Origin of the sequence: Butyrivibrio sp. VCB2001 (genome assembly GCF_000423965.1) — a bacterium.
In the GTDB taxonomy this organism is placed as follows: domain Bacteria; phylum Bacillota; class Clostridia; order Lachnospirales; family Lachnospiraceae; genus Butyrivibrio.
The window spans coordinates 425,775-452,365 of sequence record NZ_AUIZ01000001.1 but is presented as its reverse complement, the minus strand read 5'-3'; the positions used below and the strand labels follow the sequence as shown (position 1 = coordinate 452,365).

General features: G+C 43.5%; 22 protein-coding genes and 1 other RNA gene. 20 read left to right on the top strand and 3 right to left on the bottom strand.

Annotated features, from left to right (window positions below; genetic code table 11):
* Window positions 1-26 precede the first annotated feature (26 nt).
* The 9 genes from G589_RS0102055 (at window position 27) to G589_RS0102020 (ending at window position 9,187) form a co-directional block, all read left to right on the top strand.
* Window positions 27-1,850, top strand: a complete 1,824-nt coding sequence (locus tag G589_RS0102055) for an aminopeptidase P family protein (protein WP_035775085.1) — start codon at window positions 27-29, stop codon at window positions 1,848-1,850.
* Between the two features lie 82 nt (window positions 1,851-1,932).
* Window positions 1,933-2,141, top strand: a non-coding RNA gene (gene ssrS / locus G589_RS21570) — 6S RNA.
* Between the two features lie 68 nt (window positions 2,142-2,209).
* Window positions 2,210-3,127: a YihY/virulence factor BrkB family protein gene (locus G589_RS0102050; RefSeq protein ID WP_242826401.1), complete on the top strand. Its 918-nt coding sequence runs from the start codon at window positions 2,210-2,212 to the stop codon at window positions 3,125-3,127.
* Between the two features lie 14 nt (window positions 3,128-3,141).
* Window positions 3,142-4,284 (top strand): AI-2E family transporter, encoded by a 1,143-nt coding sequence (locus tag G589_RS0102045; RefSeq protein ID WP_026520907.1) that lies wholly within the window; start codon window positions 3,142-3,144, stop codon window positions 4,282-4,284.
* A 50-nt stretch (window positions 4,285-4,334) separates the two neighbouring features.
* A complete protein-coding gene (locus G589_RS0102040; RefSeq protein WP_026520906.1) occupies window positions 4,335-4,553 on the top strand; it encodes a hypothetical protein in 219 nt (72 codons plus the stop codon).
* Window positions 4,554-4,615: 62 nt separating this feature from the next.
* Entirely contained in the window at window positions 4,616-5,698 is a 1,083-nt protein-coding gene (locus G589_RS0102035) for an endonuclease/exonuclease/phosphatase family protein (protein WP_035775082.1), read from the top strand.
* Window positions 5,699-5,782: 84 nt separating this feature from the next.
* Entirely contained in the window at window positions 5,783-7,042 is a 1,260-nt protein-coding gene (locus G589_RS0102030; RefSeq protein ID WP_026520904.1) for a 6-phosphofructokinase, read from the top strand.
* Window positions 7,043-7,153: 111 nt separating this feature from the next.
* On the top strand, window positions 7,154-7,432 hold the full coding sequence (locus G589_RS0102025) for an HU family DNA-binding protein (RefSeq protein ID WP_013280467.1): 279 nt from the start codon (window positions 7,154-7,156) through the stop codon (window positions 7,430-7,432).
* Between the two features lie 93 nt (window positions 7,433-7,525).
* Window positions 7,526-9,187 carry a putative bifunctional diguanylate cyclase/phosphodiesterase gene (locus tag G589_RS0102020; RefSeq protein WP_026520903.1) on the top strand — a complete coding sequence of 554 codons (1,662 nt, stop codon included), beginning with the start codon at window positions 7,526-7,528 and terminating at the stop codon, window positions 9,185-9,187.
* Window positions 9,188-9,236: 49 nt separating this feature from the next.
* Here the strand turns inward: G589_RS0102020 and G589_RS0102015 are convergent, their stop codons facing one another.
* Window positions 9,237-10,121, bottom strand: coding sequence for a DegV family protein (locus G589_RS0102015; protein WP_022767344.1), 885 nt, complete (start codon window positions 10,119-10,121; stop codon window positions 9,237-9,239).
* 388 nt (window positions 10,122-10,509) lie between these two features.
* On the opposite strand from G589_RS0102015, the gene pheS reads away from it, so the two are divergent.
* From pheS to rsmH, 7 genes are all read left to right on the top strand, one after another.
* Entirely contained in the window at window positions 10,510-11,556 is a 1,047-nt protein-coding gene (gene pheS, locus G589_RS0102010) for a phenylalanine--tRNA ligase subunit alpha (RefSeq protein WP_026518769.1), read from the top strand.
* Between the two features lie 18 nt (window positions 11,557-11,574).
* On the top strand, window positions 11,575-13,995 hold the full coding sequence (gene pheT / locus G589_RS0102005) for a phenylalanine--tRNA ligase subunit beta (protein ID WP_026520902.1): 2,421 nt from the start codon (window positions 11,575-11,577) through the stop codon (window positions 13,993-13,995).
* Window positions 13,996-14,075: 80 nt separating this feature from the next.
* The gene (locus tag G589_RS0102000; protein WP_022767341.1) at window positions 14,076-15,575 is read left to right on the top strand and encodes an aminopeptidase; all 1,500 of its coding nucleotides are present in this window, start codon (window positions 14,076-14,078) and stop codon (window positions 15,573-15,575) included.
* A gap of 11 nt (window positions 15,576-15,586) precedes the next feature.
* On the top strand, window positions 15,587-16,648 hold the full coding sequence (gene queA, locus G589_RS0101995) for a tRNA preQ1(34) S-adenosylmethionine ribosyltransferase-isomerase QueA (RefSeq protein ID WP_196811832.1): 1,062 nt from the start codon (window positions 15,587-15,589) through the stop codon (window positions 16,646-16,648).
* A gap of 67 nt (window positions 16,649-16,715) precedes the next feature.
* Window positions 16,716-17,072 (top strand): PilZ domain-containing protein, encoded by a 357-nt coding sequence (locus tag G589_RS0101990; RefSeq protein ID WP_026520900.1) that lies wholly within the window; start codon window positions 16,716-16,718, stop codon window positions 17,070-17,072.
* Complete coding sequence (locus G589_RS0101985) at window positions 17,069-18,253, top strand: nucleotide sugar dehydrogenase (RefSeq protein WP_026520899.1); 1,185 nt, start codon at window positions 17,069-17,071, stop codon at window positions 18,251-18,253. Before G589_RS0101990 ends, G589_RS0101985 begins: the two co-directional genes overlap by 4 nt.
* A 56-nt stretch (window positions 18,254-18,309) precedes the next feature.
* On the top strand, window positions 18,310-19,350 hold the full coding sequence (gene rsmH / locus G589_RS0101980) for a 16S rRNA (cytosine(1402)-N(4))-methyltransferase RsmH (protein WP_026520898.1): 1,041 nt from the start codon (window positions 18,310-18,312) through the stop codon (window positions 19,348-19,350).
* A 5-nt stretch (window positions 19,351-19,355) separates the two neighbouring features.
* On the opposite strand, the gene G589_RS0101975 is transcribed toward rsmH, so the two are convergent.
* Window positions 19,356-20,381: a DUF2804 domain-containing protein gene (locus tag G589_RS0101975; protein ID WP_026520897.1), complete on the bottom strand. Its 1,026-nt coding sequence runs from the start codon at window positions 20,379-20,381 to the stop codon at window positions 19,356-19,358.
* A 118-nt stretch (window positions 20,382-20,499) separates the two neighbouring features.
* On the opposite strand from G589_RS0101975, the gene G589_RS0101970 reads away from it, so the two are divergent.
* From G589_RS0101970 to G589_RS0101960, 3 genes are read left to right on the top strand one after another with little or no spacing between them, the layout of a single operon-like run.
* A complete protein-coding gene (locus G589_RS0101970) occupies window positions 20,500-21,546 on the top strand; it encodes a M42 family metallopeptidase (RefSeq protein WP_026520896.1) in 1,047 nt (348 codons plus the stop codon).
* Window positions 21,547-21,563: 17 nt separating this feature from the next.
* Window positions 21,564-22,904: an MATE family efflux transporter gene (locus G589_RS0101965; protein WP_026520895.1), complete on the top strand. Its 1,341-nt coding sequence runs from the start codon at window positions 21,564-21,566 to the stop codon at window positions 22,902-22,904.
* 22 nt (window positions 22,905-22,926) lie between these two features.
* Window positions 22,927-23,844 carry a DUF7916 family protein gene (locus G589_RS0101960; RefSeq protein ID WP_026520894.1) on the top strand — a complete coding sequence of 306 codons (918 nt, stop codon included), beginning with the start codon at window positions 22,927-22,929 and terminating at the stop codon, window positions 23,842-23,844.
* Between the two features lie 14 nt (window positions 23,845-23,858).
* On the opposite strand, the gene G589_RS18570 is transcribed toward G589_RS0101960, so the two are convergent.
* Complete coding sequence (locus tag G589_RS18570) at window positions 23,859-25,058, bottom strand: helix-turn-helix domain-containing protein (protein WP_051192121.1); 1,200 nt, start codon at window positions 25,056-25,058, stop codon at window positions 23,859-23,861.
* A gap of 127 nt (window positions 25,059-25,185) precedes the next feature.
* On the opposite strand from G589_RS18570, the gene G589_RS0101950 reads away from it, so the two are divergent.
* Window positions 25,186-26,577, top strand: a complete 1,392-nt coding sequence (locus G589_RS0101950; RefSeq protein ID WP_026520893.1) for an MFS transporter — start codon at window positions 25,186-25,188, stop codon at window positions 26,575-26,577.
* The last annotated feature ends 14 nt before the right edge of the window (window positions 26,578-26,591 follow it).

The following is a 26,591-nucleotide window of genomic DNA, read 5'->3' as shown; positions in this document are numbered from 1 at the left end:
AAGAAACATGTTAGGAGGAAACAACAATGCCAGCTGAGAATACAGTGATAAAAGACAGGCTCCTTCGCCTTCGAAATAAAATGAAAGAAGAGGGAATCGACTACTACATGATGCCGACCTCTGACTTTCACAACTCAGAGTACAGCGCAGACTTTTTCAAGGTGAGAGAGTATTTCTGCGGATTTGACGGATCAAACGGAACACTTCTTGTAAGTGAGGATGAGGCAGGAATGTGGACCGACGGAAGATACTTTATCCAGGCTGAGAATCAGATGAAGGGAACCGGAGTAGTTCTTTTCAAGATGCTTGAGCCCGGTGTGCCAACCATTACAGAGTATCTTTTAGAGAATATGAAAGAGGGACAGGTCCTTGGCTTTGATGGAAGAGTGGTATCAACCAGTATCGGTGAGAGCCTTGAGAAAAAGCTCTCTGAAAAGAACGTAACCCTTAAGTTTGATAAGGACCTGGCTGAGGATGTATGGACCGAAAGACCTGCTCTTCCCTGCCATGATATGTACGTGCTCCCGGACGAGCTCTGCGGAATGAGCTTTAAGGAGAAACTTGCTATCGTCAGAGAGCAGATGGCGGAGAAAGGCTGCAAGTTCTATCTGCTCAGTAAGCTCGATGATATCATGTGGCTTGCAAATCTCCGCGGCAATGACGTGGAGTGCAATCCTGTGGCTCTTTCCTACGCAATCATTACAGAGGATGAGTTTACACTTTTTGTTCAGGAAAAAGAGATCACAGACAGCGTAAAGGCTTACTGCGACAAGGAAGGTATTATCCTCAAGGACTACCACAGCCTTATCGACGAAGTTGGCAAGACTTCTATGCCGGGAAACGTATTGTTTGATAAAAGAAATACCAACTTCCTGACCTATAAGACCCTGGTCAAGAAGGCAAAAGAAGCCAATGTTGCTCTGAAAAATGAGAAGGATCCGACAGAGCTTTTAAAGGCCTGCAAGAACGATACAGAGATAAAGAATATCAGAGAAGTTTATGTTCGCGACAGCGCAAAACTCACTGAGTTCATCTACTGGGTAAAGGCTAATGTAGGAAAAGAAGAAATAACCGAGTACTCAGTAGCTATGAAGCTCGATTCCATGAGAGCAGAGCTTCCGGGCTTTATTGAGCTCTCTTTCCCTACTATCAGTGCATACAATGCAAATGCAGCAATGGCTCACTACGAGGCTACAGAGGACAATTATGCTGTAGTAAATCCTGAAGGAATGCTCCTTGTTGATTCAGGCGGAACCTACATGGGAGGAACAACCGATGTAACAAGGACCATTGTTGTAGGAGAGATCAGCGATGAGATAAAGCGCACCTACACTGCAACAGTAGTTGGAATGCTCAGACTTGCAAATGCAAACTTCCTGGAAGGATGCTCAGGTAAGAACGTTGATATTCTTGCCCGTCAGTGCCTCTGGGATATGGGAATTGATTACAAGCACGGCACAGGCCATGGAATCGGATATATCTTAAATGTACATGAAGGTCCTCAGAACATCAGATGGAGATTTACACCTGGACAGAACGAGGCACCACTTCTTCCGGGAATGATCGTATCCGACGAGCCCGGCGTTTATATTGAAGGCGAGTACGGCATCAGAATTGAGAACATTCTGGAAGTGGTAAAGGGAGAAGCAAATGAGTATGGACAGTTCCTTCACTTTGCGCACTTGACTTACGTGCCGATCGACCGCGAAGCCATTGATAAAAAGTACATGGAACCAAGGGATATCAAGGCCTTTAATGACTATCATGCAGAGGTTTACAAACGAGTAAGTCCTCTTATAAAAGACCCTAAAATCCTTAACTGGCTCAGGGAAGCAACAAGGGAAATTTAATTGTAAAAAGAGTGTAAAAAAACGCCAAATCCCTTGAAAATAAGCGCCTTGGGCGTATAATAAAGTTAGAGCAAAGCTATAAGCTCTCCTGGGATGTCCGACACCTCCTGTGTAATTTGAACCTACAGTTACTTTAAACGGGACTCCTACATTACCTGTTTGATTGCCACGCCTTCGGCCCTGCGTATACGCAGACAAGCTACGGGAGAGGAAGGCAGGAATTCAGGTTGCGGTAACCCACCTGGCGTTAGCTAGGAGTCAAATAACAGGAAACGGCATTTTGGGAATGCTTTAGACTATAAAAGCAGTCATTTCGGTGGCTGCTTTTTCAATGTGGGTACTATCGCGAGGGAAAGTGTATGGATGTAAAGGCTGCGCTTATATCTTTGGTAAAAGATTTTGCGTACAAGATGCAAAAAAAGAATATCGCTGCCTTCGCCGGAAGCTGTGCATATTTCTTTATTATCTCCATCGTTCCCCTGCTCATTCTGATTTCTTCCACACTGCCATATACTGCTGTTACAGAGGCGGATCTTGTCAAGGCACTGACAGATATAACTCCTGATTTTGCGGATAGTATTATTCTTAAGCTCATTGATGAAGCCTATGAACAGTCAGTGGCAGTATTTTCCATATCAGCTCTTGCTACCATCTGGTCAGGTGCACTTGGAATGCTCTCCATCATAAGGGGGCTTAACTGTATCTACGATGTAGAAGAGCGCAGAAACTATTTCCACCTCAGATTTATCGCAGCACTTTATACACTGGCAATGATAGCAATCATGCTTGTTATGCTGCTTATAATGGTATTTGAGAGAGTTGTGAGAAACATTGCAGTAAGCCACTTCCCAAGCATAATGTTTGTTATTTCATTATCGTCGTATCTCAAATTTTTAGTGGTGATCGCAGTGTCGACCTTTTTCTTTGCCCTGATCTACACCTTTGTTCCCAGTGCCAAGATGACTTTTGTTTATCAGCTTCCGGGAGCTATATTTTCCGCAGTGGTGTGGTATCTCTTTTCATGGCTCTTCTCAATATATGTAAATATGTCCGGATATTTTTCGGTTTACGGGAGTATTGCAACTCCGCTGATCATGATGATCTGGCTGTACTTCTGTATCTCGATCTTTCTTATAGGAGCCTTTATAAACAGATTCTTCCATCCGGCGGTGAAGGTTTTATATGATGATCATCACCAGAGGAAAGTCAGGGAGAAGGCCAAGAAAAAGAGTACAAGACAGCTTCGTAAACCCAGAAAATACAACGAGTTTGGCTAAAAGGAGAAAGCATAATGAAATTTGGAAAGTGGAAAAAGAAAAAGTGGTTTGCATACACGGTTGCTACCTGTAGTGCGGTAATTCTGTTTATGATACTTGCGCATCTGGGAGATCTGTTTAGCGCACTGGGGTCTTTCTTTTCTTTCCTTAGACCTATTATCTCGGGAATTATCGTTGCGTATGTCATTAACCCCTTGGCTAACTTTTTTGACAGAAAGGTTTTCCATAAGTTAAAGGGAGAGAAGACAAGATGGTCACTGTCTTGTATCTGTGCGCTGATAGTTCTTGTGCTCTGCATAGTTCTTTTGTTTGTGGCACTTATTCCTCAGCTTGTGGACAGTGTTGCAACGCTGGTTTCAAATATGGATACCTATGTGAGCACGCTTCAGGAGTTCTTAAGAAGGTTTGAGTCAGGATCCAAGGGATATTTCGGCCTCGACTTTGCATCTCTGGCTAATTTTGGTGATCGCATCCTTGAAAAGATAAGCTCATACTTCTCGGACAACATGGAATCCTTTGTAGGTGGTACGGCAAATGTCGGAAGAGGTGTATTTGATCTGGTGATCGCCTTTATCCTTGCTGTTTATTTCCTTTTGGATAAGCGCAGGATCACAGGAGGTGTTGGAAAGTTTATGGCTCTGATCATGAAGCCGGAATCCTTTACCAAGGCTACGGAGTTTTTGGATAGGTGTAACGTTATCCTTATCAGATATATCAGTGTTGATGTTATAGACGGTCTTATCGTTGGAATCGTAAATTTCCTATTCATGGTGATAATGAGAATGCCTTATGCAGCTCTTATTTCTGTAATCGTAGGAGTTACAAATCTGGCACCAACCTTTGGTCCTATTGTCGGAGCTCTTATAGGAGCCTTTGTTCTGGTACTTGTAGAGCCTTGGTATGCCCTGTGGTTTTTGATATTTACCGTGATCCTTCAGACACTGGACGGATACATTATAAAGCCCAAGCTCTTTGGCGGAAGCCTCGGCGTATCTGCTCTTATGATACTTATAGCCATTGTACTTGGCGGAAGACTCTTTGGTGTCGGCGGTATTCTTTTAGCCATTCCTTTTGCAGCAATTATTGATTTTACCTGGAAAGATTTTGTTATAAAAAAACTTGAGGAGAGACAGGCAAAGCGGTACAATAATTTGTAGAGAATGTATATGGGATTACTACATATTGAATCAATAAAAGGGGGTATATTATGGAATTTGTAATGAATTTTATCGACGGTGCAATTGAATTTGCCAAGGAAAAGATAGACAAAGTGATGGACTTCTGGGAAGGCCTTGATGATGACAAGAGAAAACTCTTCATCGGCTGCGTTGTGGCTACAGTATCGGTTATAGTAATAGCTTCAATCGCATACAGCATTGGCAAGTCCCAGGGCAAGAAACTTGCTATCGAAGAAGAGGATTTCTAAATAAGAGTTACTAAAGAACCGGGAGCTTCGATCAGAAGCTCCTTTTATGTATGGAGAAGATTATGAAGAAAGTACTAAAGGCCATTGGTGTAATTCTTTTGCTGGTAGTGCTTGTTGCAGTTACAGTGGTGGCTTATCTTACTGTAGATGAATACAAACCACAAGAGGTAGAACCTCTGGAAATAGCCGGAGAAACAACATCGCATCCTACAAAGGGTAAGAGCATTCGAATCATGAGCTGGAATGTGGGGTACGGAGCTCTTGGAGACAATGCGGACTTCTTTATGGATGGCGGTAAGATGGTATATACTGCCGACAAGGAGAGAGTAGAAAAGAATCTGGATGATATCGCAGCTGAAGTGGATAAGATAGCACCTGATATCCTAATAACCCAGGAAACTGACCTTAGCGCAGCCAGATCGTATTTTATAAATGAGCCGGAGTATTTGCTGGAACACTCATCAGCGGATGTGTTTGGCGGTAATAATATTTTTGCCTACAACTTTAAGGTTAGTTTTGTTCCGCTTCCAATGCCTCCTATTGGCAAGGTTCACAGCGGACTTGTGGCATTTAGCAAGTTCCAGATGGCTGAGGCTGATCGCCTTGCGCTTCCTTGCCCGTTCAAGTGGCCGCTCAGGACCTTTAATTTGAAGAGAGGCCTTGAGGTTACGAGATTCCCGGTGGAGGGGAGTGATAAGGAACTGGTTTTGATAAATCTTCATCTGGAGGCCTATGACTCGGGAGAAGGCAAAATCGCTCAGACAAAGCGTCTTAAACAGGTACTTATGGATGAATTGGAGAAGGGTAATTACGTTGTAGCCGGCGGAGACTTTAATCAGACTTTTTCAGATGTGGATATCAGCAAATATGCTGCTCTTGATGGAGTCTGGCAGGCCGGATATATAGATGTTTCAGAGTATGGGGATGATTTTAAGTTTTTGACCGATTCCGGCGTGCCTACATGCAGATCGCTGGACAAGGTACTTGCTGATGCACAGAGCAAGGATTACAGTGCTTTCCAATATTATGTGATTGACGGTTATATCGTCTCGAAAAACATTGAAGTGGAGCAGGTTTACACAGATGATCTCGGATTTGTATGCAGTGATCATAATCCTGTGATAATGGACTTCAAACTTCGCTGATTTTTCGTGACAGTAAACGTTTAATCGAATATAATATTAGATAAGGTTTTTTAGCAACTATATTTTGAAAGGGGACAGGAGTTAATGGTACACAAGGCAAAACGTAACGTAATCGTTGGACAGTCGGGAGGCCCTACAGCGGCAATCAATTCTTCGCTGGCAGGAGTATACAGGACTGCGATTGACCGTGGATACAAGAAGGTATATGGAATGATCCACGGTGTTCAGGGGCTTATGGAAGGCAGATATGTTGATCTTTCTGATCATATTCAGTCAGGTCTTGATATTGAGCTTTTGAAGAGAACACCTTCAGCTTATCTCGGATCATGCAGATTTAAGCTTCCTGAGATTTTTGAGAGCAAAGAGATCTACGAGAAGATATTTGAGATTCTCGATAAGCTTCAGATTGACTGCTTCATCTACATCGGTGGTAACGACTCAATGGATACCATCAAGAAGCTTTCAGATTATGCCATCATTTCCGGATCAAACATCAGATTTGTAGGCTGCCCTAAGACAATTGATAACGATCTGGCTCTTACAGACCATACACCGGGATACGGCTCAGCAGCTAAGTACATCGGTACTTCTGTAAAAGAGATCATCAGAGACAGCTGGTCACTTGAGACAACCAGCGGACAGGTTATCATCGTTGAGGTTATGGGAAGAAACGCCGGATGGCTTACAGGCGCTACAGCTCTTGCAAAGGGTGAGGACTGTGACGGACCTGATGCAATCTATCTTCCTGAGCTTCCATTTGATATGGATGCGTTCATCAAGAAGATTAAAGCTCTCTTAAAGAGCAAGGCATCTGTTGTTGTAGCAGTTTCTGAGGGTATCAGAACTAAGGACGGCAAGTATGTAAGTGAGCTCGGAAACAGCATTGATTATGTTGATGCTTTCGGACACAAGCAGCTTACAGGTACAGCAAGATATCTCTGCGAAGTTGTTTCCAAGGAGTGCGGATGCAAGACTCGTCCTATCGAGCTTTCAACACTTCAGAGAGCAGCAAGCCACTGTGCATCACGTGTAGATATCCTTGAAGCTTATGAGGTTGGTGGTGCAGCTATGAAGGCAGCTGACGAAGGCGACAGCGGCAAGATGGTTGTTATCGAGAGACTTTCAGATGATCCTTATCAGGCTGGAACTGAGGTTAAGGATGTTCACAAGATCGCTAACGACGAGAGAACAGTTCCGAGAGATTGGATCAACAAGGACGGCACATATGTAACTAACGAGTTTATTACCTATGTAAGACCGCTTATTCAGGGTGATGTAGGACCTATCATGGTTGATGGTATCCCGAGACACCTCTACAGACCTGGCTTCCAGGACATTCTGTAAGCTGAATTACTTGATTTTTCTGAACAAAATCACATAAAAACTTGTTATGTGTACAAAACTATAGTAGAATAGGCAATGTAGTAAATAATTTCTTTTTTGGAGGGAAACCAAATGAATAAGACAGAACTTATCGATGCAATCGCAAAGGAAGCTGGACTTTCTAAGAAGGATGCGGCTGCAGCACTGAACGCTTTCACAGACACTGTAACAAAGGAGCTCAAGAAAAAGGGTAAGGTTCAGCTTGTTGGCTTCGGTACATTCGAGACAACTAAGAGAGCTGCTAGAACAGGTAAGAATCCTCAGACTGGCGCTGCTATCAAGATTCCTGCTTCTGTAGCACCTAAGTTCAAGGCTGGTAAGGCTCTTAAGGATCTTGTTAACAAGAAATAATTTTTACTATACGAAAAAGGCTGTGCATTATTGCACAGTCTTTTTTTATTGTGTTATTATGTTTATATATTCTCTATTGGGCGGGACAATCTGATGTCGTTTGAAAAAAGCTTTGAAAATTTTGTTCAAATACTATCTGAGGAAGAAGTGACTCCTGAAATAACTCCCAGCGCGCTGGCTGATTTATCTAAGGAATACTCACTTCGTTCTATTGTTTCCGTTGTTTCTTTTAAGCCCACTTCGGATAAGGCCGGAGAGCCTGATACTGTCATCCCGTTATTTGGCCCTACAATTGAAAAAGATGAGCCTGACTATATGTTCAAGAGCAATATGGCAGGAGATAGGACTGTTACTTATTACGTCTATCTTTCAGGCGGAAGGAGACTTAATGACGCGGAATACAAGAATTTTTCGCTGATAATGGACGTCTTATCCTTCCACATGGAGAGATTTCTTTTAATAAACATTGTTAAGAACAGCGCATTTACTCAGTACCTGACAGGGCTACCCAATTCCGGAGGTTTTCTTGCCTTTGTCGGCGAGAAGTTTGCTTCAGGCGAGATCCTTAAGTATGACGCATTTTTCCTTAACCTTAAGAGCTTTGGCCTTATAAGCAGGAGATACGGCATACAAGAGGGCGATGAGATCATGAAGCGCTATGCGAAGAAGCTTAATGAGTTTATCGAGCCCGGTGAGATAATTGCACATTTCGGCGGAGATAATTTCACTGCTCTTATTAAGAAAGAGAGAACTAAGAGCTTTTTGAAGTATGTATCTTCAATTCCTGTTATTGGAATAAAAAATGACAGAGAAGATGAGATCAACATCTCTGCAGTGACCGGAGTATACGCCATTGATGAGTCAATGAAAGGTCCCGGCCAGGTAATATCAAGAGCCAGTATGGCCTGCAATTATGCCAAGAATGTGGCCAATAAGCCTTATGTATTTGTAAATAAGGCCATGAGTACCAGAATATACCGTCAGAAGCAGATTGAGGACAGATATGAGGAGGCTCTTGCCAACGATGAGTTCAGAATCTACCTTCAGCCCAAGGTAGATACAGAGACCGGCAGGATTGTGGGAGCTGAGTCTTTGGCGAGATGGTTCTGCAACGGAATAGTTCTTTATCCGACAGAATTTGTGCCTATTTTGGAACAGGAGGGCATGGTAGCATCTCTTGATCTCTACGTTCTGAAAAAGACGTGTGAGTACATTAAAGAGTGGCAGGACAATGGAATAACACCGGTACCGATCTCTGTTAATTTCTCCAGAAGAGACCTTGGCTTTAAGGATCTGGCAAAAGAAATCATGGATACCATTGACAGCTATGGTATAGACAGGAAATATATCGAAATTGAGGTCACAGAGACTGCCAGCGAGGATGAGCGTGTCCTTATGACAAACTTCCTCTCAAGACTCAAAGAAGGCGAAATAGCAACTGCTATCGATGATTTCGGAACAGGCTATTCATCTCTGTCGACTCTGAGGGATTTTCCTGTATCTGTAATTAAGATCGACAGGTCTTTTATCAACAATGAAGAGCTTAATTCCAGTGACGAGATAGTCCTTAGGAATATCGTTACCATGGCCAATGAACTTGGAATAGATGTGGTGACGGAGGGAGTGGAGAGACCTGATCAGACTCAGCTCCTTAAGAACATAGGCTGCCATGTGGTTCAGGGATTCTTATATGACAACCCGATGCCCAAAAAGGACTTTGAAAAGAGACTTCAAAAGGGCGTATATGATGAATAAAAATAACGCTGACTGATAGATTTCAGTCAGCGTTTTGTTTTGCAATTTGTCAGTCGACTCTCTTGCTGCCCCAGAAGAACAGTGCGACTGTTCCGGGACCTGTATGGCTTCCGATTGTGGTTCCGATGCTTACGATCTTAACCTTGCCCTTTAAGTTGTGGAACTTGGATTCAATAAGGTCTGCAACAGCTCTTGCTTCTTCGTAGCAATCTGAGTTTGAAATGTAGCAGTCTCCATCGTAGTCAAGGCCGTTCTCGGCAAGCTCTTCCATCTTGGCTACCTGAGCCTTCATAACTGCGTTGATTCCACGAAGCTTGGAACGAACGATAAGTCTTCCCTGATAATCAACGTTGAGAAGAGGACATATCTTAAGGGCTCCGCCGATAAGGCCGGCTGCCTTGGAAACACGACCGCCTCTTACGAGGTAGGTAAGATCTGTAACAAAGAACCAGTGCTGGCATTCAAGTCTGTGCTCGATGATCCACTCATAGAGTTCATCGATGTTCATTCCGCTATCACGAAGGTCTGCGAGCTTGTTCATTACAAGTCCGTATCCTGCTGATGCTGCGAGAGAATCCACAACGTAGAGCTTTCTATCGGGATACTTTTCTCTGAGCTGGTCTCTTGCAATAGTTGCTGAGTTAAGAGTCCCGGATATTCCGGAGCTTAAGGTAAGGTGAAGTATGTCTTTTCCCTGCTTGAGGATTTCCTCGAAGTAGTCTACATACTCGCCGACACTAACCTGTGAAGTCTTGGTCATAGCACCCTTTGCCATGGCATCATAGAAATCCTTGAAGGGATAAGATACGCCCAGGTCATCAGGATAATCTTTTCCGTCGATATTGAAATGGAAGCAGACGTAGCTGATATCTCTTTCTTTAAAATGCTCTGCTGTAAGATCAGCAGTAGAACAACAGCTTAAAACGTAATCCATAGTAAGTTACTCCTCCGAATGAATGTTAACATCTAGCTTATAATAACATCATTGTGGGATATCTAGCAAGAAAAGTAAGAAGGATTGACAAAAACTCTTTTGCAAAATAAAATAGTTTAAGTTAAATATTTAAATGCAATGAAGGTGTGGGCGATAGCCCGAGAAGATATATTCTTCTTACAGAGAATTGGAGTCATCGGCTGGAAGCTCCATAAGATCAGGATATATTGGAAATTTCGCACCGGAGCATACCTTTTAAATGAGTGTCTGACTTTAGGTCAGGAATAAGGGTGGTACCGCGATCAATTCGTCCCTTGTGTAGATTTACGCTACACAAGGGATTTTCTTTTGTGTAGAGTGTACATTATTTTTTCAGGAGGAAGGAAATTTGGAAAACAGCGCATTACATCAGCAAATTGAAGCGATTCGTGAAGAAATCAAGGCTAATTCCGAAAAGCTGGACAGCTCCAAGCTTGTATACGAGCTTAGAAAGAGCTTTTTGGACAACAAGACCGGCAAGATTTCAGCTCTTATGAAGGAGATGAAGAATATTGCCGCAGAAGATCGTGCAGAATACGGCAAAAACGTTAATGAACTCAAGCAGTGGGCTCTTGCTCAGTTCGATGAGCTTGACAAGAAGATGAAAGAGAAAGAGCTTAAGGCAAGATATGAGAGAGAAAAGCAGGACGTAACAATGCCTGCCAAGATGCGTTATCAGGGCAATCTTCATCCTGTAACACAGATGAGAGAGACTCTTATCGACATATTCGCAGGAATGGGCTTTGAGATTTATGAGGGTACTGAGATTGAGAACGACTATTACAATTTCACTGCTCTTAATACACCTGCCGATCACCCTGCAAGAGATATGCAGGATACATTCTACTTAAGCCCTGAGTTCCTCTTAAGAACACAGACTTCATCAGGTCAGATCCATGTTATGGAGAACAAGAAGCCTCCGATCAAGATATTATCTCCCGGTAAGGTTTTCCGTTCAGATGATGATGCAACTCATTCACCTATGTTCTCACAGATGGAAGGCCTTGTAGTTGACAAGAATGTTACACTCTGCGACCTTAAGGGTGCTTTGGAGACCTTTGCTCAGAAGATCTTCGGTGAGGGAACAACAACAAGACTTCGTCCTTCATACTTCCCATTTACAGAGCCGTCTGTTGAGGTTGACTGCAGCTGCTTTGCATGTGGCGGTAAGGGATGTAACCTCTGTAAGGGTACAGGCTGGATCGAGGTTCTCGGAGCCGGCGTAGTTAACAAGAAGGTTTTGGAGAACTGCGGAATTGATTCAGAAGAGTACAGCGGATTTGCTTTTGGTATCGGTATCGAGCGTGCAACAATGCTCAAATACGGCATCAACAACATCAAGCTTTTATATGAGTCAGACCTTGATGTCCTTAAGCAGATTGATCACTACGAATAATTTAGGAGGAAACCGAAAATGTTAGTACCTTTAAGTTGGCTTAAAGATTTTGTTGATATAGATATTGAACCAAAAGAACTTGAGAAGAAGCTTTTCGACTGTGGATTCGAGGTTGAAGAGTGCTGGGAAGTGGGAAAAGACATATCCAAGGTTGTAGTTGGACAGGTAGAGACCTGCGAGCCTATTCCCGAGACTCATCTTCATGTATGCAGAGTAAATGCAGGTGAGCATGGAACTTTCCAGGTATGCTGCGGAGCAGACAACGTTCAGGCAGGAGGAAAGTATCCTCTGGCTCTTGTTGGCGCTACAGTTATTGAGACTGAGAGAGACCATGTGACAGTTATCGGTGTTGCTACAATCAAGAAGGGCAAACTTCGCGGCTACGATTCAGAAGGTATGCTCTGCTCAGGCGTTGAGCTCGGTGTTAACGAGGATATGTATCCCGGAGCCGGCTACAACGGACTTCTTGTTTTCCCTGAGGATACAGAGGTTGGCGCTGATGTTAAGCCTATCCTTGGACTTGATGACTGGATCTTTGATGTTTCGATCACAGCAAACAGACCTGACTGTCAGAGTATCTACGGTCTTGCAAGAGAAGTTGCTGCTGCGCTTGATAAGCCATTAAAAGAGATTGACTTATCCTACACAGAGACAGACGTTGAAAATGAAGGATTTAGCGTAACAGTAGAAGATCCCGATCTTTGCCCAAGATATATCGGACACTATGTATATGATGTAAAACTCGGCGAGAGCCCTCTTTGGATGAAGAGAAGACTTGCTATGGTAGGCAATAATGCGATCAATAATATCGTTGATATCACAAACTATATTATGAGAGAGCTCGGACAGCCTATGCATGCTTTTGACGGTAACTTCCTTGAGGGAAACAAGATTGTTGTAAGACGTGCTAAGCAGGGTGAGAAGATCGTAACTCTTGATGAGAACGAGTTTGAGCTCACAACTGACAATCTTGTGATCTGCGACGGTGCTAAGCCTGTAGCTCTTGCAGGTATCATGGGTGGTCTTAATTCTGAGATCCGTGATACAACAACAACTGTTACTTTTGAGGCTGCCAAGTTCATGCGTGACAATATCCGTAAGAGCTCAAGAGCACTTGGACAGTCTTCAGATTCATCAGCTGCTTTTGCAAAGGGTGTTTACGAATATACAACTGTTATCGCCATGAAGAGAGCACTTCATCTTATTGAACAGCTTGGCGCAGGTAAGGTATCAAAGACTCATGTTGATATCAATACCGGAAACAGCCTTGAGAAAAAAGAGATGAAGGCTTCCATTGCAAAAGTGAACGGAGTTCTCGGTATTGAAGTTCCAACAGATGAGATCAAGAGAATCCTTACAAACTTAAGCTTTGAGCCAGTTATTAACGGAGATGAGCTCACCATCAAGATTCCTGCATATCGTGAGGATATGGAAGATTATCCTGATATCGCAGAAGAGCTTATCCGTATGTATGGATATGATCACGTTAAGGCTACATTCCTTAAGGATTGCAACGTTACCGTAGGTGGCAGAAACTTAAGACAGAAGACTGAGCTCAGGATCAAGAGAGCTCTTTGTGCTCAGGGAGCATATGAATGCATGCACTACTCATTCTTCTCACCAAGCGATCTTGATCTTCTTGGATTTGAAGAAAATGCACCTGAGAGAAATGCCATCAGGATCCTTAATCCTATAAATGAAGATCTCTCAATCATGAGAACAACTCTTGCAGCTCAGATGATCCACGCTATTGCAAGAAACCAGAAGAAGGGTACTCTTGAGGGAAGACTTTTTGAGCTTGGTAACAGATTTGTTCCAAAGTCACTTCCTCTTACAGAATATCCCGATGAAAAGGCTACACTTTGCATTGGTATCTTCGGTGAGGGAGAGGACATCTTCACACTTAAGGGACTGGCTGAGAATGTTGCTGATGCTCTTCACATAAGCTTTAAGTATGAGCAGGCTACAAAGACATTTCTTCACCCATACAGAACTGCCAGGATCCTTTGTGAGGGAGAAGAGGTTGGATACCTTGGCCAGATCACTTACGAGATCCAGGATGAGACTGATATGAGAATTCCTGCTTATATCTGTGAGATTGATCTTTCACTCCTTGATAAGTATTATGGCAAGACCCCTGTATTTGAGCCACTTTCAAAGTTTGCTACCGTTAAGCGTGACCTTGCTCTTATCATGGATAAGACAGTTACCTGCGGAGAGGTTGAGGATGCTATCTACGGCTCATGCAAGTATGTGACAGACGTTAAGCTCTTTGACGTATATGAGGGACTTCCGATTCCTCCTACCAAGAAGAGTATGGCCTTCACAATTACCTTCACTCCTAAGGATGAAGAGCTTACAGATGAGGCTATTAACGGTTATGTAGACAAGATGCTCAGAAAGCTTTCATTCACAATGGGAATTGAAATCAGAACCTGATTTGATTGAAACTAAAACAGGTGTTAAAATAGTCATTGCTCTAGTTAGCAATGACTATTTTTAATTCGAAAGGAGTTTTTATGAATAGAATAAACGCATGGACAACTTATAATGCTACTCAGCTCAAGGCTGTTGATAAGTTTGCCGACCAGTACAAGGTATTCCTTGATAATTCCAAGACTGAGAGAGAAGCTATCGATACCATCGTTAACGAGATCGAGGCAGCAGGCTACAGAGAACTTAATACTTTGATCGGAGGCAAGACCAAGCTCAAGAAGGGCGATAAGGTTTACTCCGTATGGATGAACAAGTCAATCGCCATGTTCCAGATCGGATCAGATCCAATGGAAGCAGGTATGAACATCCTTGGTGCTCACATCGATTCACCAAGACTTGATGTTAAGCAGAACCCTCTTTATGAGGACAGCAGTATTGCTTACCTTGATACACACTACTACGGTGGCATCAAGAAGTATCAGTATGTTGCAATGCCTCTTGCTATCCACGGCGTTATCGTTAAGACTGACGGTACAACCGTTCAGCTTAATGTCGGTGAGGATGAGGATGATCCTGTATTCTTCGTATCAGATCTTCTTATTCACCTTGCACAGGACCAGATGGCCAAGAAGGCTTCCAATGTTATCGAAGGTGAAGCTCTTGACCTTATCGTAGGTAACAGACCATTTGTTATTGAGAAGGACGAGAAGGAAAAGGCTGCCAAGAAGAACACCAAGCTCTCAGCAGGCGAGCAGTATGCAATCGATGCAGAGAAGGCTGAAAAGGAAGAGAGCGGTAAGGTTTCAGGCGCAGTTAAGCGCGGAATCGTAGCAATCCTCAATGACCTCTACGGAATCACAGAGGATGATTTCATCTCAGCAGAGCTCGAGATCGTTCCTGCAGGTAAGGCAAGAGATGCAGGCTTTGACAGATCAATGATCCTTGGCTATGGCCATGATGATAGAGTATGTGCTTATCCTTCAATGAGAGCTATTCTCGATGTTAAGAATGTAAAGAGAACTTCCTGCTGCATCCTTGTTGACAAAGAGGAGATCGGTTCTGTCGGCGCAACAGGTATGAGATCAAGATTCTTTGAGAATGCTGTTGCTGAGCTTATGAACCTTACAAAAGAAGGTTACAATGACCTTGCACTCAGAAGATGTCTTGCAAACTCATGCATGCTTTCATCTGATGTTAACGCAGGCTTTGATCCAAGCTACGCATCATGCTTTGAGAAAAAGAATGCTTCCTACCTTGGAGGCGGTCTGGTATTTAGTAAGTTCACAGGATCACGCGGTAAGTCAGGTTCAAACGATGCAAACGCTGAGTTCATCGCAGAGATCAGAAAGGCTTACGAGAAGGACAAGATCGTTTATCAGACAGCTGAGCTTGGTAAGGTTGATGTCGGAGGCGGCGGAACTATCGCTTACATCCTTGCTCTCTATGGCATGAACGTTATTGATGCCGGTGTTGCAGTTCTTAATATGCACGCACCATGGGAGGCTATCAGCAAGGCTGACCTTTACGAAGCATACAGAGGATATGTATCATTCCTTCAGAATATTGATTTTAGAAACGAGTAATATAGAAAATAATGAGTGAAAACAAAGAAATTGGACTGAGCACAGCGGATTACTACTTTGACCTTCCACAGGAGCTTATAGCACAGGATCCTCTTTTAAGAAGAGATGAGTGCAGGCTTCTTACAGTGGACAAAAAGACCGGAGAAGTAGAGCACCATGTGTTCAGTGAGATAATAAACTATTTAGAGCCCGGGGACTGCCTTGTACTTAATAACACCAAGGTTATCCCTGCAAGGCTCCTTGGTGTAAAGGAAGAGACGGGCGCTGCAGTAGAGATATTGCTTCTTAAGAGAAGGGGAGCAGATCTCTGGGAGTGCCTTGTTAAGCCTGGCAAGAAACTTCGCCCGGGAGCAAGAGTCTCCTTTGGAGACGGTATCCTCACAGCTGAGATAACTGAGGTTGTGGAAGACGGTAACAGACTAGTAAAGTTCTTTTACGAAGGAATATGGGAAGAGGTTTTGGATAAGCTTGGCGAGATGCCACTTCCTCCCTATATCACACACAAGCTTCAGGACAAGAACATGTACCAGACTGTCTATGCCAAGTATGACGGCTCGGCAGCAGCTCCTACAGCAGGACTTCACTTTACAAATGAGCTCCTTCAGAGGATTCAGGATAAGGGCGTTGACCTTGCTTTTGTAACCCTTCACGTAGGTCTTGGCACCTTCAGACCCGTTAAGGTTACCAACGTCAAAGAGCACATAATGCATTCAGAGTGGTATCAGGTTACAGCAGAAGCTGCAGAAAAGATCAACAGGGCAAAAGAGTCCGGTCACAGAGTTATCTGTGTTGGCACCACCAGCTGCAGAACCATTGAGAGTGCTGCGGATGAAAACGGAAAACTCACAGAAAAGTCTGATGATACCTCAATTTTTATCTACCCGGGATATAAGTTTAAGGTTACAGACTGCCTTATCACCAATTTCCATCTTCCGGAGTCGACTCTTGTTATGCTGGTTTCAGCACTTGCAGGCAGAGAGCATGTACTTTCCGCTTATGAGGAAGCAATAAAGGAGAGATACAGATTCTTTTCCTTTGGTGACGCATGCTTTTTCTATGATAAAGAGCATTAGAGCCATAATTGTGATAAAATAAAAGAAGCTAGGTTACTATCAATTCTTCAAACCACGGGGGTGCACAATGGAAGAAAAGAGAAAACACAGAAGACGTCAACTTACAGGTGAGATCATTCTTAAAAAGCTCGGCGGAGACGGCGAAGCACAGACAGCGCAGATTGAGATCCATGACTGTTCAAGAGACGGTCTGGGATTTTCGACTGAAGCCCAGCTTACCATAGGCAATAACTATGAAGCTAACCTTACGCTTTGGACTAAGGAAGTTCTTCATGTATTTGTTCAGATTGTCAGAGCTGCCAAGGTTGGAGACGTTTTCCAGTATGGCGGAATCTTTATCGGAATGCCTGATTCAGACAAGATGAGAATAGAGGTCTATGAGACCGTAGAAGACCAGTTAAAGGAACAGGAACAGGATTCATGAAAATAGCAGTAGTGGGAACCGGATATGTAGGAATGTCCAATTCGGTTCTTTTATCGCAGTTCAATGATGTAACTGCAGTAGATGTCGTGCCTGAGAAGGTAGACATGATCAACAAAAGGATTTCTCCGATCGTAGATAAGGAGATTGAGGAGTATCTCTCAACCAAGGATTTGAGACTCCGTGCAACACTCAATGCTTCAGAAGCTTATGAGGATGCAGACTTTGTAATCATTTCAACTCCAACCAACTACGATGAGAAGCTCAACTACTTCGATACCTCTTCGGTTTTAAGCGTAGTTGATCAGGTTAGAAAAGAGAATCCTGATGCTTTCATCATAATAAAGTCTACGATACCTGTAGGATATACAGAGGAGCTCGCAGAGACCTATCACACCGACCACATCATGTTCTCTCCCGAGTTTTTGAGAGAGGGACATGCGCTGTATGATAACCTTTATCCGTCAAGGATAATTGTTGGATATGACACAGAGAGTGAGGAAGCTGATGAGAGGGCTCACATGTTTGCGGATCTTCTAAAGCAGGGAGCACTCAAAGAGAAGGTGGATGTTCTTTTTATGAACAGCACTGAGGCTGAGTCCGTTAAGCTCTTTGCCAATACTTATTTAGCGCTCCGCGTATCCTTCTTTAATGAGCTTGATACCTACGCTGAGGTCAGAGGCCTTAACACCAGGAACATCATACAGGGTGTATGCCTTGATCCGAGAGTAGGAGACTTTTATAACAACCCATCCTTTGGCTATGGCGGATATTGCCTGCCCAAGGATACCAAGCAGCTGCTTGCCAACTATGAGGATGTTCCCAACAACCTCATTACAGCTATCGTTGATGCCAACAGGACAAGGAAGGACTTCATCGCCGACAGAGTCTGGGCCCTTCACCCCAAGAAGGTTGGAGTATACAGACTTACTATGAAGGCCGGCTCTGATAACTTCAGGCAGTCAGCCATCCAGGGCATCATGAAAAGAATCAAGTCAAGAGGCATCGAGTGCGTGGTTTATGAGCCAACTCTTAAGGATGACGATTTCTTCAATTCAAGAGTAGAAAGAGACCTCGATAAGTTCAAGAAAGAGTGTGACTTCATCATCGCAAACCGCCTCACAGATGAGCTTAAGGATGTTGTGGACAAAGTTTATACAAGAGATCTGTTCGGTAATGAATAAAGAATTGATTGGCCTCCTTGGCAGATAACCAAGGAGGCTTTTTGGTAAAAGGGACTATGGAAGAGAAGCACAAGAGAAGAGTTCACTACTCGGGCAAGTACCCGAAGAAATTTGAAGAAAAGTATAAAGAGCAGAACCCTGAGAAGTATGCCGACACTGTGGCACACGTTATCTCCAAGGGCTCAACTCCTGCAGGAATGCACATTTCCATTATGGTAAAAGAGATCCTGGAGGTCCTTAAGATTAAGCCCGGAGAGCAGGGACTTGACTGTACTCTTGGTTATGGCGGACATACCAGAAAGATGCTTGAAGAGCTTAAGGGGAGCGGTTGTGTATACGGCCTTGACGTGGATCCGATAGAGTCTAAAAAGACTGTTGAGAGGCTAAGGGAAGCAGGCTTTGATGAGGAGAGATTTAAATTCAGGCTCATCAATTTCGCCAATATAGATAAAGTCTGCGAAGAAGCAGGTAAGTTTGACTTTGTACTGGCTGACCTCGGAGTATCTTCCATGCAGATAGATGACCCTAAGAGAGGATTCTCTTACAAGATTGATGGTCCTCTTGATCTTCGTCTTGACCCTGAGCACGGAGAGTCTGCTGCAGAGAGGCTTCACAATATCACCAGGGATGAGTTTGCTGGAATGCTTATAGAAAACTCTGACGAGCCCTATGCTGAAGAAATCGCGGACAAGGTCTTTTCCCTCATGAAAAAGGGTGATGCCATGGATACGACAACAGCCCTTAGAGGAGCTATAGAATCTGCCCTTTGGAAAGTACCGAAGGAAGAGAAAAAGGAAGCAATAAAAAAGAGCTGTGCAAGAGTATTCCAGGCACTAAGAATAGATGTTAACAGCGAGTTTGAAGTATTATATTCATTCCTTGAAAAACTCCCGAATGTTTTAAATTCGGGAGCCAGAGTTGCAATTCTGACCTTCCATTCAGGAGAGGACAGGCTTGTTAAGAAGTCTTTTAAAGCACTCTACAAGGAAGGTATATATAGTGAAATCTCAGAGGATGTCACAAGACCTTCAGCCGAGGAGCAGAGGATAAACCCCAGGAGTAAATCCACCAAGCTCAGATGGGCTGTTAAGGCGTGAGAGTATTAATATCTGTTGTGGACTCTCTCTGCGAAGCACATCATGTCTTTTACATGAATCTTTTCGCCGCTATCAAGGATTGCTGTACCGGTCAGTCTTCCGAATACCTGATGCTGGTCTGAGACTATTACCTTATAGTCAAGACATGCAGCCCTGTCCAGAACGGGAACGAAATCCATCTCAAAACGACCGTCGGAAGAAGTGAACTTCCAGGGATCCATATATGAGTTTTCAGGGATATGGAAAGTGATATCATCCAGTTTATGAGCAACGCCGTCATAGAAAATGATGTTTTCTGTGGCGGCTTTTGTGTTGCCGAAACCATAACCTATATTAAAACCAAAAGCTTTTCCGTTAACATCGCAGTTACCTGAACCCCAGTTCCAGGTGTTGTCATAGGTCCAAACACCACGACCCCAGTCCAGAGTTCCAAAATCCGTGGCCGGGTTGAAGGTATATCTATGGCCGCCATAGCTCATATAGCCCGAGGCTCTCATGCAATTGATCTTCTGATTGTAGTAAAAACAGTGCTTTTTATCCCAGGGAGTTGCGATTACCATTGAATCCATCTTTGGCTGCTCGAGATATATATCGCACTCAAAGGCGTTTCCTTTGTAGAAATTATCGAAGTGACAGGTGATATGTCTTTTGCCGTCAAGTACTTCAAACTTCATCTGAAGACGGTCATCTTTATACTCTGTAACGCCGCTTTCGGAAGATGAAGGGAGAGAGAGCTTGCCCATTGGAAATGCATTAAGGACTGTTTCAGTATGTTCCTTAGGTTGATCGCCAAATGTTAGGAGAGATACGGATTGAAGCCCAATGTATCCGTCGTCCGAGATGGTAAACGCACCGGCAAATTTTTCTGATAGAACAAGATAGTAGTCCCATTCTTTGATGCGCCACTTAGGGGCTTTTATAGCCGATCTGTCATATTTTTGCAAAAGAGATCTGGACCAGCCGGGTTCGGATAACTCGCCCTGAGAGTCCAAAAGCGGATGACTTGTAACGACTTCGTGATTTCTTCCCATATGCCCCTCCTAAATGTAATATTCTTACTTCTATATTAACACCAAACTGGTGTAGAATGTATGTACGTGACGTATGATCAAACATTTGATCAAAGTATAAATGAAACGGAGAATTTAAATGAAAAAGATAGTGCTTAATAAATACACGGATTTTATTGTTGACAAGACAACAGAGCTGTTAAATATCGACTCACCTACAGGGTACACTAAGGAGGCTGCAGCCTGGGTAAAAAAGGAATTCGAGAGCCTTGGATTTAAGACAAAGACTACAAATAAGGGCGGCATTATTGTTGACCTTACAGGTAAGGATAAAAAGAACGGTCTTCTTCTTGAGGCTCACACAGATACCCTTGGCGGAATGGTTGCCACCATTAAAGATAATGGAAGGCTTCAGCTTACCAATCTTGGCGGAATGAACCCCAACAATGCAGAGACAGAGAATGTCAGGGTTGTTACCAAGTTTGACGGAATCTACGAGGGTACATTCCAGCTCAACAATGCGTCTATCCATGTAAACGGTGAATATGACGACACCAAGAGAAGCTGGGAGAACTGTGAGGTAGTTCTTGATGAAGATGTGAAGAAGAAAGAGGATACGGAGAAGCTTGGAATCTCTGTTGGCGATATCGTATGCTTTGAGCCAAATGTGAGAGTAACTAAGTCAGGATATATCAAGTCAAGATTCCTGGATGACAAGCTCAGTGTAGGTATTCTTCTGGGACTTGCCAAATATATCAAGGATAAAAAGGTAACTCCTAAGAGAGCTCTTTATGCTCATATCACTGTGTTTGAAGAGGTTGGACACGGCGGAAGCGGAAGCGTTCCGGAAGGCTGCACTGAGGCAATCTCAGTGGATATGGGATGTGTAGGTGATGGACTTACATGTACCGAGAAGCAGGTATCAATCTGCGCCAAGGACAGTGGTGGCCCTTACAGCTATGATATCGTAAAGGGGCTTGTGACAGCTGCCAAAGAGAGCGGTGCCGATTATGCGGTTGATATCTACCCTCACTACGGAAGTGACGTTGAGGCAACCTTAAGATCCGGTGTTGATCTTAAGCACGGTCTTATCGGAGCAGGTGTTTATGCATCTCACGGCTATGAGAGAAGCCACAGGGACGGTGCTGAGAACGTGCTTCGCCTTCTCATCGGATATGCACTTTGATTGGAATATAAGCGGATATGAATGACAATAAACAGTTTTACAGAAATCTTCTGAGAATATCACTGCCTATAGCTCTGCAGAGTCTGATGCTGGCGCTGGTTGCAGCTTGTGATGCCCTTATGCTTGGACGGGTTGCCCAGGCGCAGATGACAGCAGTTTCTCTTGCGACGCAGATCCAGTTTGTGCAGAACATGTTCCTCTCAGCAGCAACGGCAGCAGGAGCAATCCTTGGTGCGCAGTACTGGGGCAAGGGCGATAAGAGGACACTGGAAGATATATTTGACCTGATGCTGATCTTCTGTGGAATGGTATCAGTTCTGTTCTTTGCCTTTTGCGAGTTTTGTCCCGGGACGCTGATGTCAATATTTGCAGGAGATAAGGAACTTATTGCCATCGGTAGTTCATATCTTAGGATAGCCGGCTGGTCGTACCTTATAACCGGAGTTTCCCAGTGCTATCTTACTATCATGAAGGTCACCGAGAATGTAAAGGCCGGAGCACTTATCAGTTCTGCAGCAGTTGTAATTAACATCATATTTAATGCAATTCTCATCTTTGGACTCTTTGGCATTCCTGCAATGGAAGCCAAGGGAGCAGCGCTTGCGACCACAATAGCCAGAGTGATAGAGCTTGCTATATGTCTTTTAGTATCTACGAAGAGTACCTATATAAGGCCGGCACTTGGCCGTATGTTCAGTATATCGAGTGGGCTTGTGAAGGACTTCTTTAGGCAGTGTCTGCCTCTTATGGGTGGTGGCCTGTGCTGGGGAGTAGGCTTTACATCATATACGGCAATCATGGGACACATGGGAGTTGACGCAGCAGCTGCCAATTCTGTGGCTGCAGTAGTAAGAGACCTTGTGTGCTGCATGTGCAACGGTATAGGAAGCGCAGCGGGGATCATTGTAGGTAACGAGCTTGGCGCCGGTCGCCTTGAACAGGGCAAAAAATACGGAATCAGGCTCACGAAGATTTCTTTTGTTATAGGCTTTATTTCCATGGGAATAGTACTGGCCGTAACACCTCTTGTTGTTAACGGGGTTATTCTTACTGACAAAGCCCGTGGATATCTTGTCTGGATGATGGTCATCATGTCTTTTTACATGATCGGAAGATGTGTCAACACAGTTACTATCAACGGAGTTCTTGATGGCGGAGGAGATACGATATTTGACCTCTACAGTCTGATTGTGTGCATGTGGATGATTGCAATTCCGTTGGCACTATGCGGAGCTTTTGTATTTCACTGGTCGCCCCTGGCGGTATACGCCTGCACCTGTCTGGATGAAGTAGGCAAGATTCCGTGGGTTATGATAAGAGTCAGGAAATATAAATGGGTCAAAGATCTGACCAGATAAGCGATTCGTGAGGGTATGGATTATGGGTAAAAGAATCTTAAACAGCTTTGCAAGTGATTTTGAGAAGATGGGTAAAAAAGATCTCCTTAGCGCTATAGCTGAGAGCGAGGGAAGGACTCTTATGACCGAGTGTATCGGTATGTTTACACCTCAGTGCGAGGACGTATCCAATGCCGAGCTATGTGCAGCATTTGGTTCAGACTTTATTCTCTGTAATATATTTGACGTATGGAATCCTGATGTTAAGGGACTTCCTGAGCATAAGGCAGAGGATACTGCTCGTCTGATCAGAAAGCTAACGGGACTGCCACTGGCTATAAATCTTGAACCGGGCAAGATTGTTGAGGGCTCAGATAATCCCTGGGCTCTTACAAAGGGACGCATAGCAAACGCTGAGAATGCTGTTCGCGCCAGAGACATGGGAGTCAACATGATCCTCATAACCGGAAATCCGGGTATCGGTGTAACCAACGAAGGTATTCTTAATGCAATCAGAGAGATAAAAGAAGCTGTCGGAGATGATATGATCATCGCCTCTGGTAAGATGCATGCAGCAGGCATCATCACAGAGGGTGCCGATGCAATCCTGACTATGGAAGACATCGATGCCTTTGCAGAGGCAGGTGCGGATATCATTCTTCTTCCTGCGCCGGGGACTGTTCCGGGAATCACTGTGGAATGGGCAAGGGAGAGAGTAAGCTACATCCACAAAAAGGGGAGACTCTCCATGACTGCCATCGGAACCAGCCAGGAGGGCACTGACGAGGAGACCATCAAACAGATTGCTCTTATGTGCAAACAAACAGGAACCGATATTCACCACATTGGAGACAGCGGTCATCCCGGTATTGCTGCGCCTAAGAACATCATGGCCTACAGCATCAGTATCCGTGGCATACGTCATACCTATCACCGTATGGCTGCCAGCGCAAGGAGATAAGTTGCTATGGGGGATCACTTCTTCTGATTCTTCCTGTATTCCTTTGGTGTCATTCCGTATTTGGCTTTAAAAACGTTCTGGAAGTAACTCTGAGTTGAGAAGCAAAGGTACTCACTGATCTCACTGATGGTCTTGTCGGTGTAGGTGAGAAGACTCTTTGCTTCTTCAAGTTTGCGACGCATAATGTAAGAGCTGATATTAAAACCGAGTGCTCTCTTAAACTTCTTGGACAGGGTGGTTCTGTCCATGTTTAAATGCTTAGCAATGTCTTCAACTTGAATATTTTGATTAACGTGGTTTGCAATAAACTGGATTGCGAGATAGATGTCCTCGGGCATGCCTTTTGGTATCCTGGCTTCTGCCACGCGGCTTGTAAAGTCAATTGCAGCAGTTGCGTTTAGAGCCAGGATTGAAGCCTGATCGGACATTTTTTCAGCCTCCTGGATATAGGAATCGGAGAGCTGATAAGCTGTTTCGATATCAAGGCCGCCGGCTATTGCCCGACGGGTTATTATTGCAGTGGTCGAAATGAAAATGTTTTTTGCCTGACGCAGTGAATCGTTTGAGGTACGTCCTTCTGTAAAAGAGGGTACTTGCTGAATGAAATGCTGAAGACCGTCAAGGTCTCCTCTTTCTATGTAGCCATAGTATTGCTGCTCAAAAAAATAGGTGTCGTGGAACTGCGACTGTTCTTTGTTTTCGACCAGAGCGTCTGCATGATGTTTTCCAACGCGTTGTTCTTTTGTCTTATCTGTAAAGCCGAAGTATTCAAATATATCTACAATATCCCCATTTAATTCTTTATTTAAAAGAGCCATTATGTTTAGCAGCTGAGAGACGGTAAAACTGGGAGTTTTGTCGTAAAAGTCCCATATCTGCTCTTTGTATTCTATTGGCAGAGAATAGCTGGCAATCAGTGAGTCTATATCTGCTTCTGAAAGAGTTGTTGTGGATACGGGTCCTATTATGATGTCCATATCTTTTGTATTGCTCTTTATAATACCCACATGCAAAAATTCTTTTGTAGAAAAATAGTTAAGCGAAGCATCTTTGAAAACAATATTGTTTCTATATGCGATTATAAAATCTTCAGGCAATTCATTATTTGGTATTGAGCATATACACTTATTGTTATCAAATAAGTGAATAGGCATGAATGTGGAGTTATAGATGATCTGTAAGGTGCTTATAAGTTCTTTTGTATAATCTTTCATATGTTATTCCCCATGAAATAAAATAGCAACATAATTACAATAATATTCACATAATTACAATAATTCTATCCGCGTCCAACATATAATGTCAACATAAAAGCTATTAATGTTTAACGGAGGAAAAGTTATGTCAAAGAAACCATTAGGGCTGGACAAAGATGGAGTCCAAAAAGTTATGCGAACAGGCGATTATTTCGCAGATTCATTGGGTCAGTTTTCACTTAATGTAATTTCGGGTCTAGTTGGACAGTTAACTTACTTTTACACAGATAAAGTAGGAATAGCTGCTGCAGCAATAGCAACAATGCTTCTTATCTGTAAGATAATTGATGCTTTCACAGACATATTCATGGGACATATAGTTGATCATACAGCTCCCGGAAAAGAGAAGTACAGACCATGGCTGCTTAGAATGGCGATACCTGCAGCTATAGTAATTGTATCTCTGTTCACAGTTCCCAAGGGCTGGGGAGAGACAATGCAGATTGGATATCTGCTTATAACTAATGTTTTGTTATCTGCAGTTATTTATACAGCAATATGTATTCCTTATGCTTCTATTCAGGTTGTGAGAACTGACAGCCAGGAAGAGCGAGGAAACATGGGTATTTGGAGAGCAGCAGCCGGATATGTATCAGGTATGATCATAGCAGTAGCTGTTATTCCGATCACCAATGCACTTGGCGGTAACCAGAGTGCATGGATCAAGATGGGAGCTATATTTGGACTGCTTATTGCTCTTGCATTGTTTATCTGTTATTTAAAGGCAAAGGAGACTGCAACAGGAGAAGGTGTTCAGTCACAAGATGCAGCTGACGATGAAGAGCCTGTTCCCTTTGGAGAAGCACTTAAGTCTTTGTTTGGTAACAAGTACTGGGTAATGATCCTGATCATGAATTTCTGCGCTAATATCTCTTATGGAATCAGTGGCGCATCAGGAACATATTACTGCAAGTGGATATATGGAGATGACAACCTTGTTGCCATTCAGGGCGCAATCGGTATGATACCTACACTTCTTGGATTTATAGCAGTTGGACCGATGTCTAAAAAGCTTGGAGTTACAAAGACACTCAGAGTTTCATTCATGATCGGAGCCATCGGCACAGCTTTAAGACTCTTTAATCCGACACACTTTGTTTACAACACCACTCTTTCATGTTTTGCTACTTTCGCAAACATTCCTATGATGTGTCTCATGGGGGTTATGTCTGCTATGGCGATTGATTATAATGAATATAAGTATGGCAGAAGAATGGTTGCTACAGCTCAGAGCGCATGTAGCTTTGGCAATAAGGTCGGATCCGGTATCGGAGCTTCGATAATCGGATGGTGCCTTGGCCTTGCAGCTTATGACGGACTGGCAACAACTGTATCACCTGCTGTTATTCAGGCAATTTACACATTCAGCATCTATATTCCTCTTATTCTGTTCATCGTATTGTTTGTTTTTGCTTTGCGATTTGATCTTGAAAAGAGACTTCCTGAAATTCATAAACAGATTGCTGCAAGAAAGTAATGTTGAGGGGAGCA

Bases quoted from the DNA above. Each gene is read 5' to 3' on its own strand.
- G589_RS0102055 (WP_035775085.1), top strand. From the start codon at position 27: ATGCCAGCTGAGAATACAGTGATAAAAGACAGGCTCCTTCGCCTTCGA.
- G589_RS0102050 (WP_242826401.1), top strand. From the start codon at position 2,210: ATGGATGTAAAGGCTGCGCTTATATCTTTGGTAAAAGATTTTGCGTAC.
- G589_RS0102045 (WP_026520907.1), top strand. From the start codon at position 3,142: ATGAAATTTGGAAAGTGGAAAAAGAAAAAGTGGTTTGCATACACGGTT.
- G589_RS0102040 (WP_026520906.1), top strand. From the start codon at position 4,335: ATGGAATTTGTAATGAATTTTATCGACGGTGCAATTGAATTTGCCAAG.
- G589_RS0102035 (WP_035775082.1), top strand. From the start codon at position 4,616: ATGAAGAAAGTACTAAAGGCCATTGGTGTAATTCTTTTGCTGGTAGTG.
- G589_RS0102030 (WP_026520904.1), top strand. From the start codon at position 5,783: ATGGTACACAAGGCAAAACGTAACGTAATCGTTGGACAGTCGGGAGGC.
- G589_RS0102025 (WP_013280467.1), top strand. From the start codon at position 7,154: ATGAATAAGACAGAACTTATCGATGCAATCGCAAAGGAAGCTGGACTT.
- G589_RS0102020 (WP_026520903.1), top strand. From the start codon at position 7,526: ATGTCGTTTGAAAAAAGCTTTGAAAATTTTGTTCAAATACTATCTGAG.
- G589_RS0102015 (WP_022767344.1), bottom strand. From the start codon at position 10,121: ATGGATTACGTTTTAAGCTGTTGTTCTACTGCTGATCTTACAGCAGAG.
- pheT (WP_026520902.1), top strand. From the start codon at position 11,575: ATGTTAGTACCTTTAAGTTGGCTTAAAGATTTTGTTGATATAGATATT.
- G589_RS0102000 (WP_022767341.1), top strand. From the start codon at position 14,076: ATGAATAGAATAAACGCATGGACAACTTATAATGCTACTCAGCTCAAG.
- queA (WP_196811832.1), top strand. From the start codon at position 15,587: ATGAGTGAAAACAAAGAAATTGGACTGAGCACAGCGGATTACTACTTT.
- G589_RS0101990 (WP_026520900.1), top strand. From the start codon at position 16,716: ATGGAAGAAAAGAGAAAACACAGAAGACGTCAACTTACAGGTGAGATC.
- G589_RS0101985 (WP_026520899.1), top strand. From the start codon at position 17,069: ATGAAAATAGCAGTAGTGGGAACCGGATATGTAGGAATGTCCAATTCG.
- rsmH (WP_026520898.1), top strand. From the start codon at position 18,310: ATGGAAGAGAAGCACAAGAGAAGAGTTCACTACTCGGGCAAGTACCCG.
- G589_RS0101975 (WP_026520897.1), bottom strand. From the start codon at position 20,381: ATGGGAAGAAATCACGAAGTCGTTACAAGTCATCCGCTTTTGGACTCT.
- G589_RS0101970 (WP_026520896.1), top strand. From the start codon at position 20,500: ATGAAAAAGATAGTGCTTAATAAATACACGGATTTTATTGTTGACAAG.
- G589_RS0101965 (WP_026520895.1), top strand. From the start codon at position 21,564: ATGAATGACAATAAACAGTTTTACAGAAATCTTCTGAGAATATCACTG.
- G589_RS0101960 (WP_026520894.1), top strand. From the start codon at position 22,927: ATGGGTAAAAGAATCTTAAACAGCTTTGCAAGTGATTTTGAGAAGATG.
- G589_RS18570 (WP_051192121.1), bottom strand. From the start codon at position 25,058: ATGAAAGATTATACAAAAGAACTTATAAGCACCTTACAGATCATCTAT.
- G589_RS0101950 (WP_026520893.1), top strand. From the start codon at position 25,186: ATGTCAAAGAAACCATTAGGGCTGGACAAAGATGGAGTCCAAAAAGTT.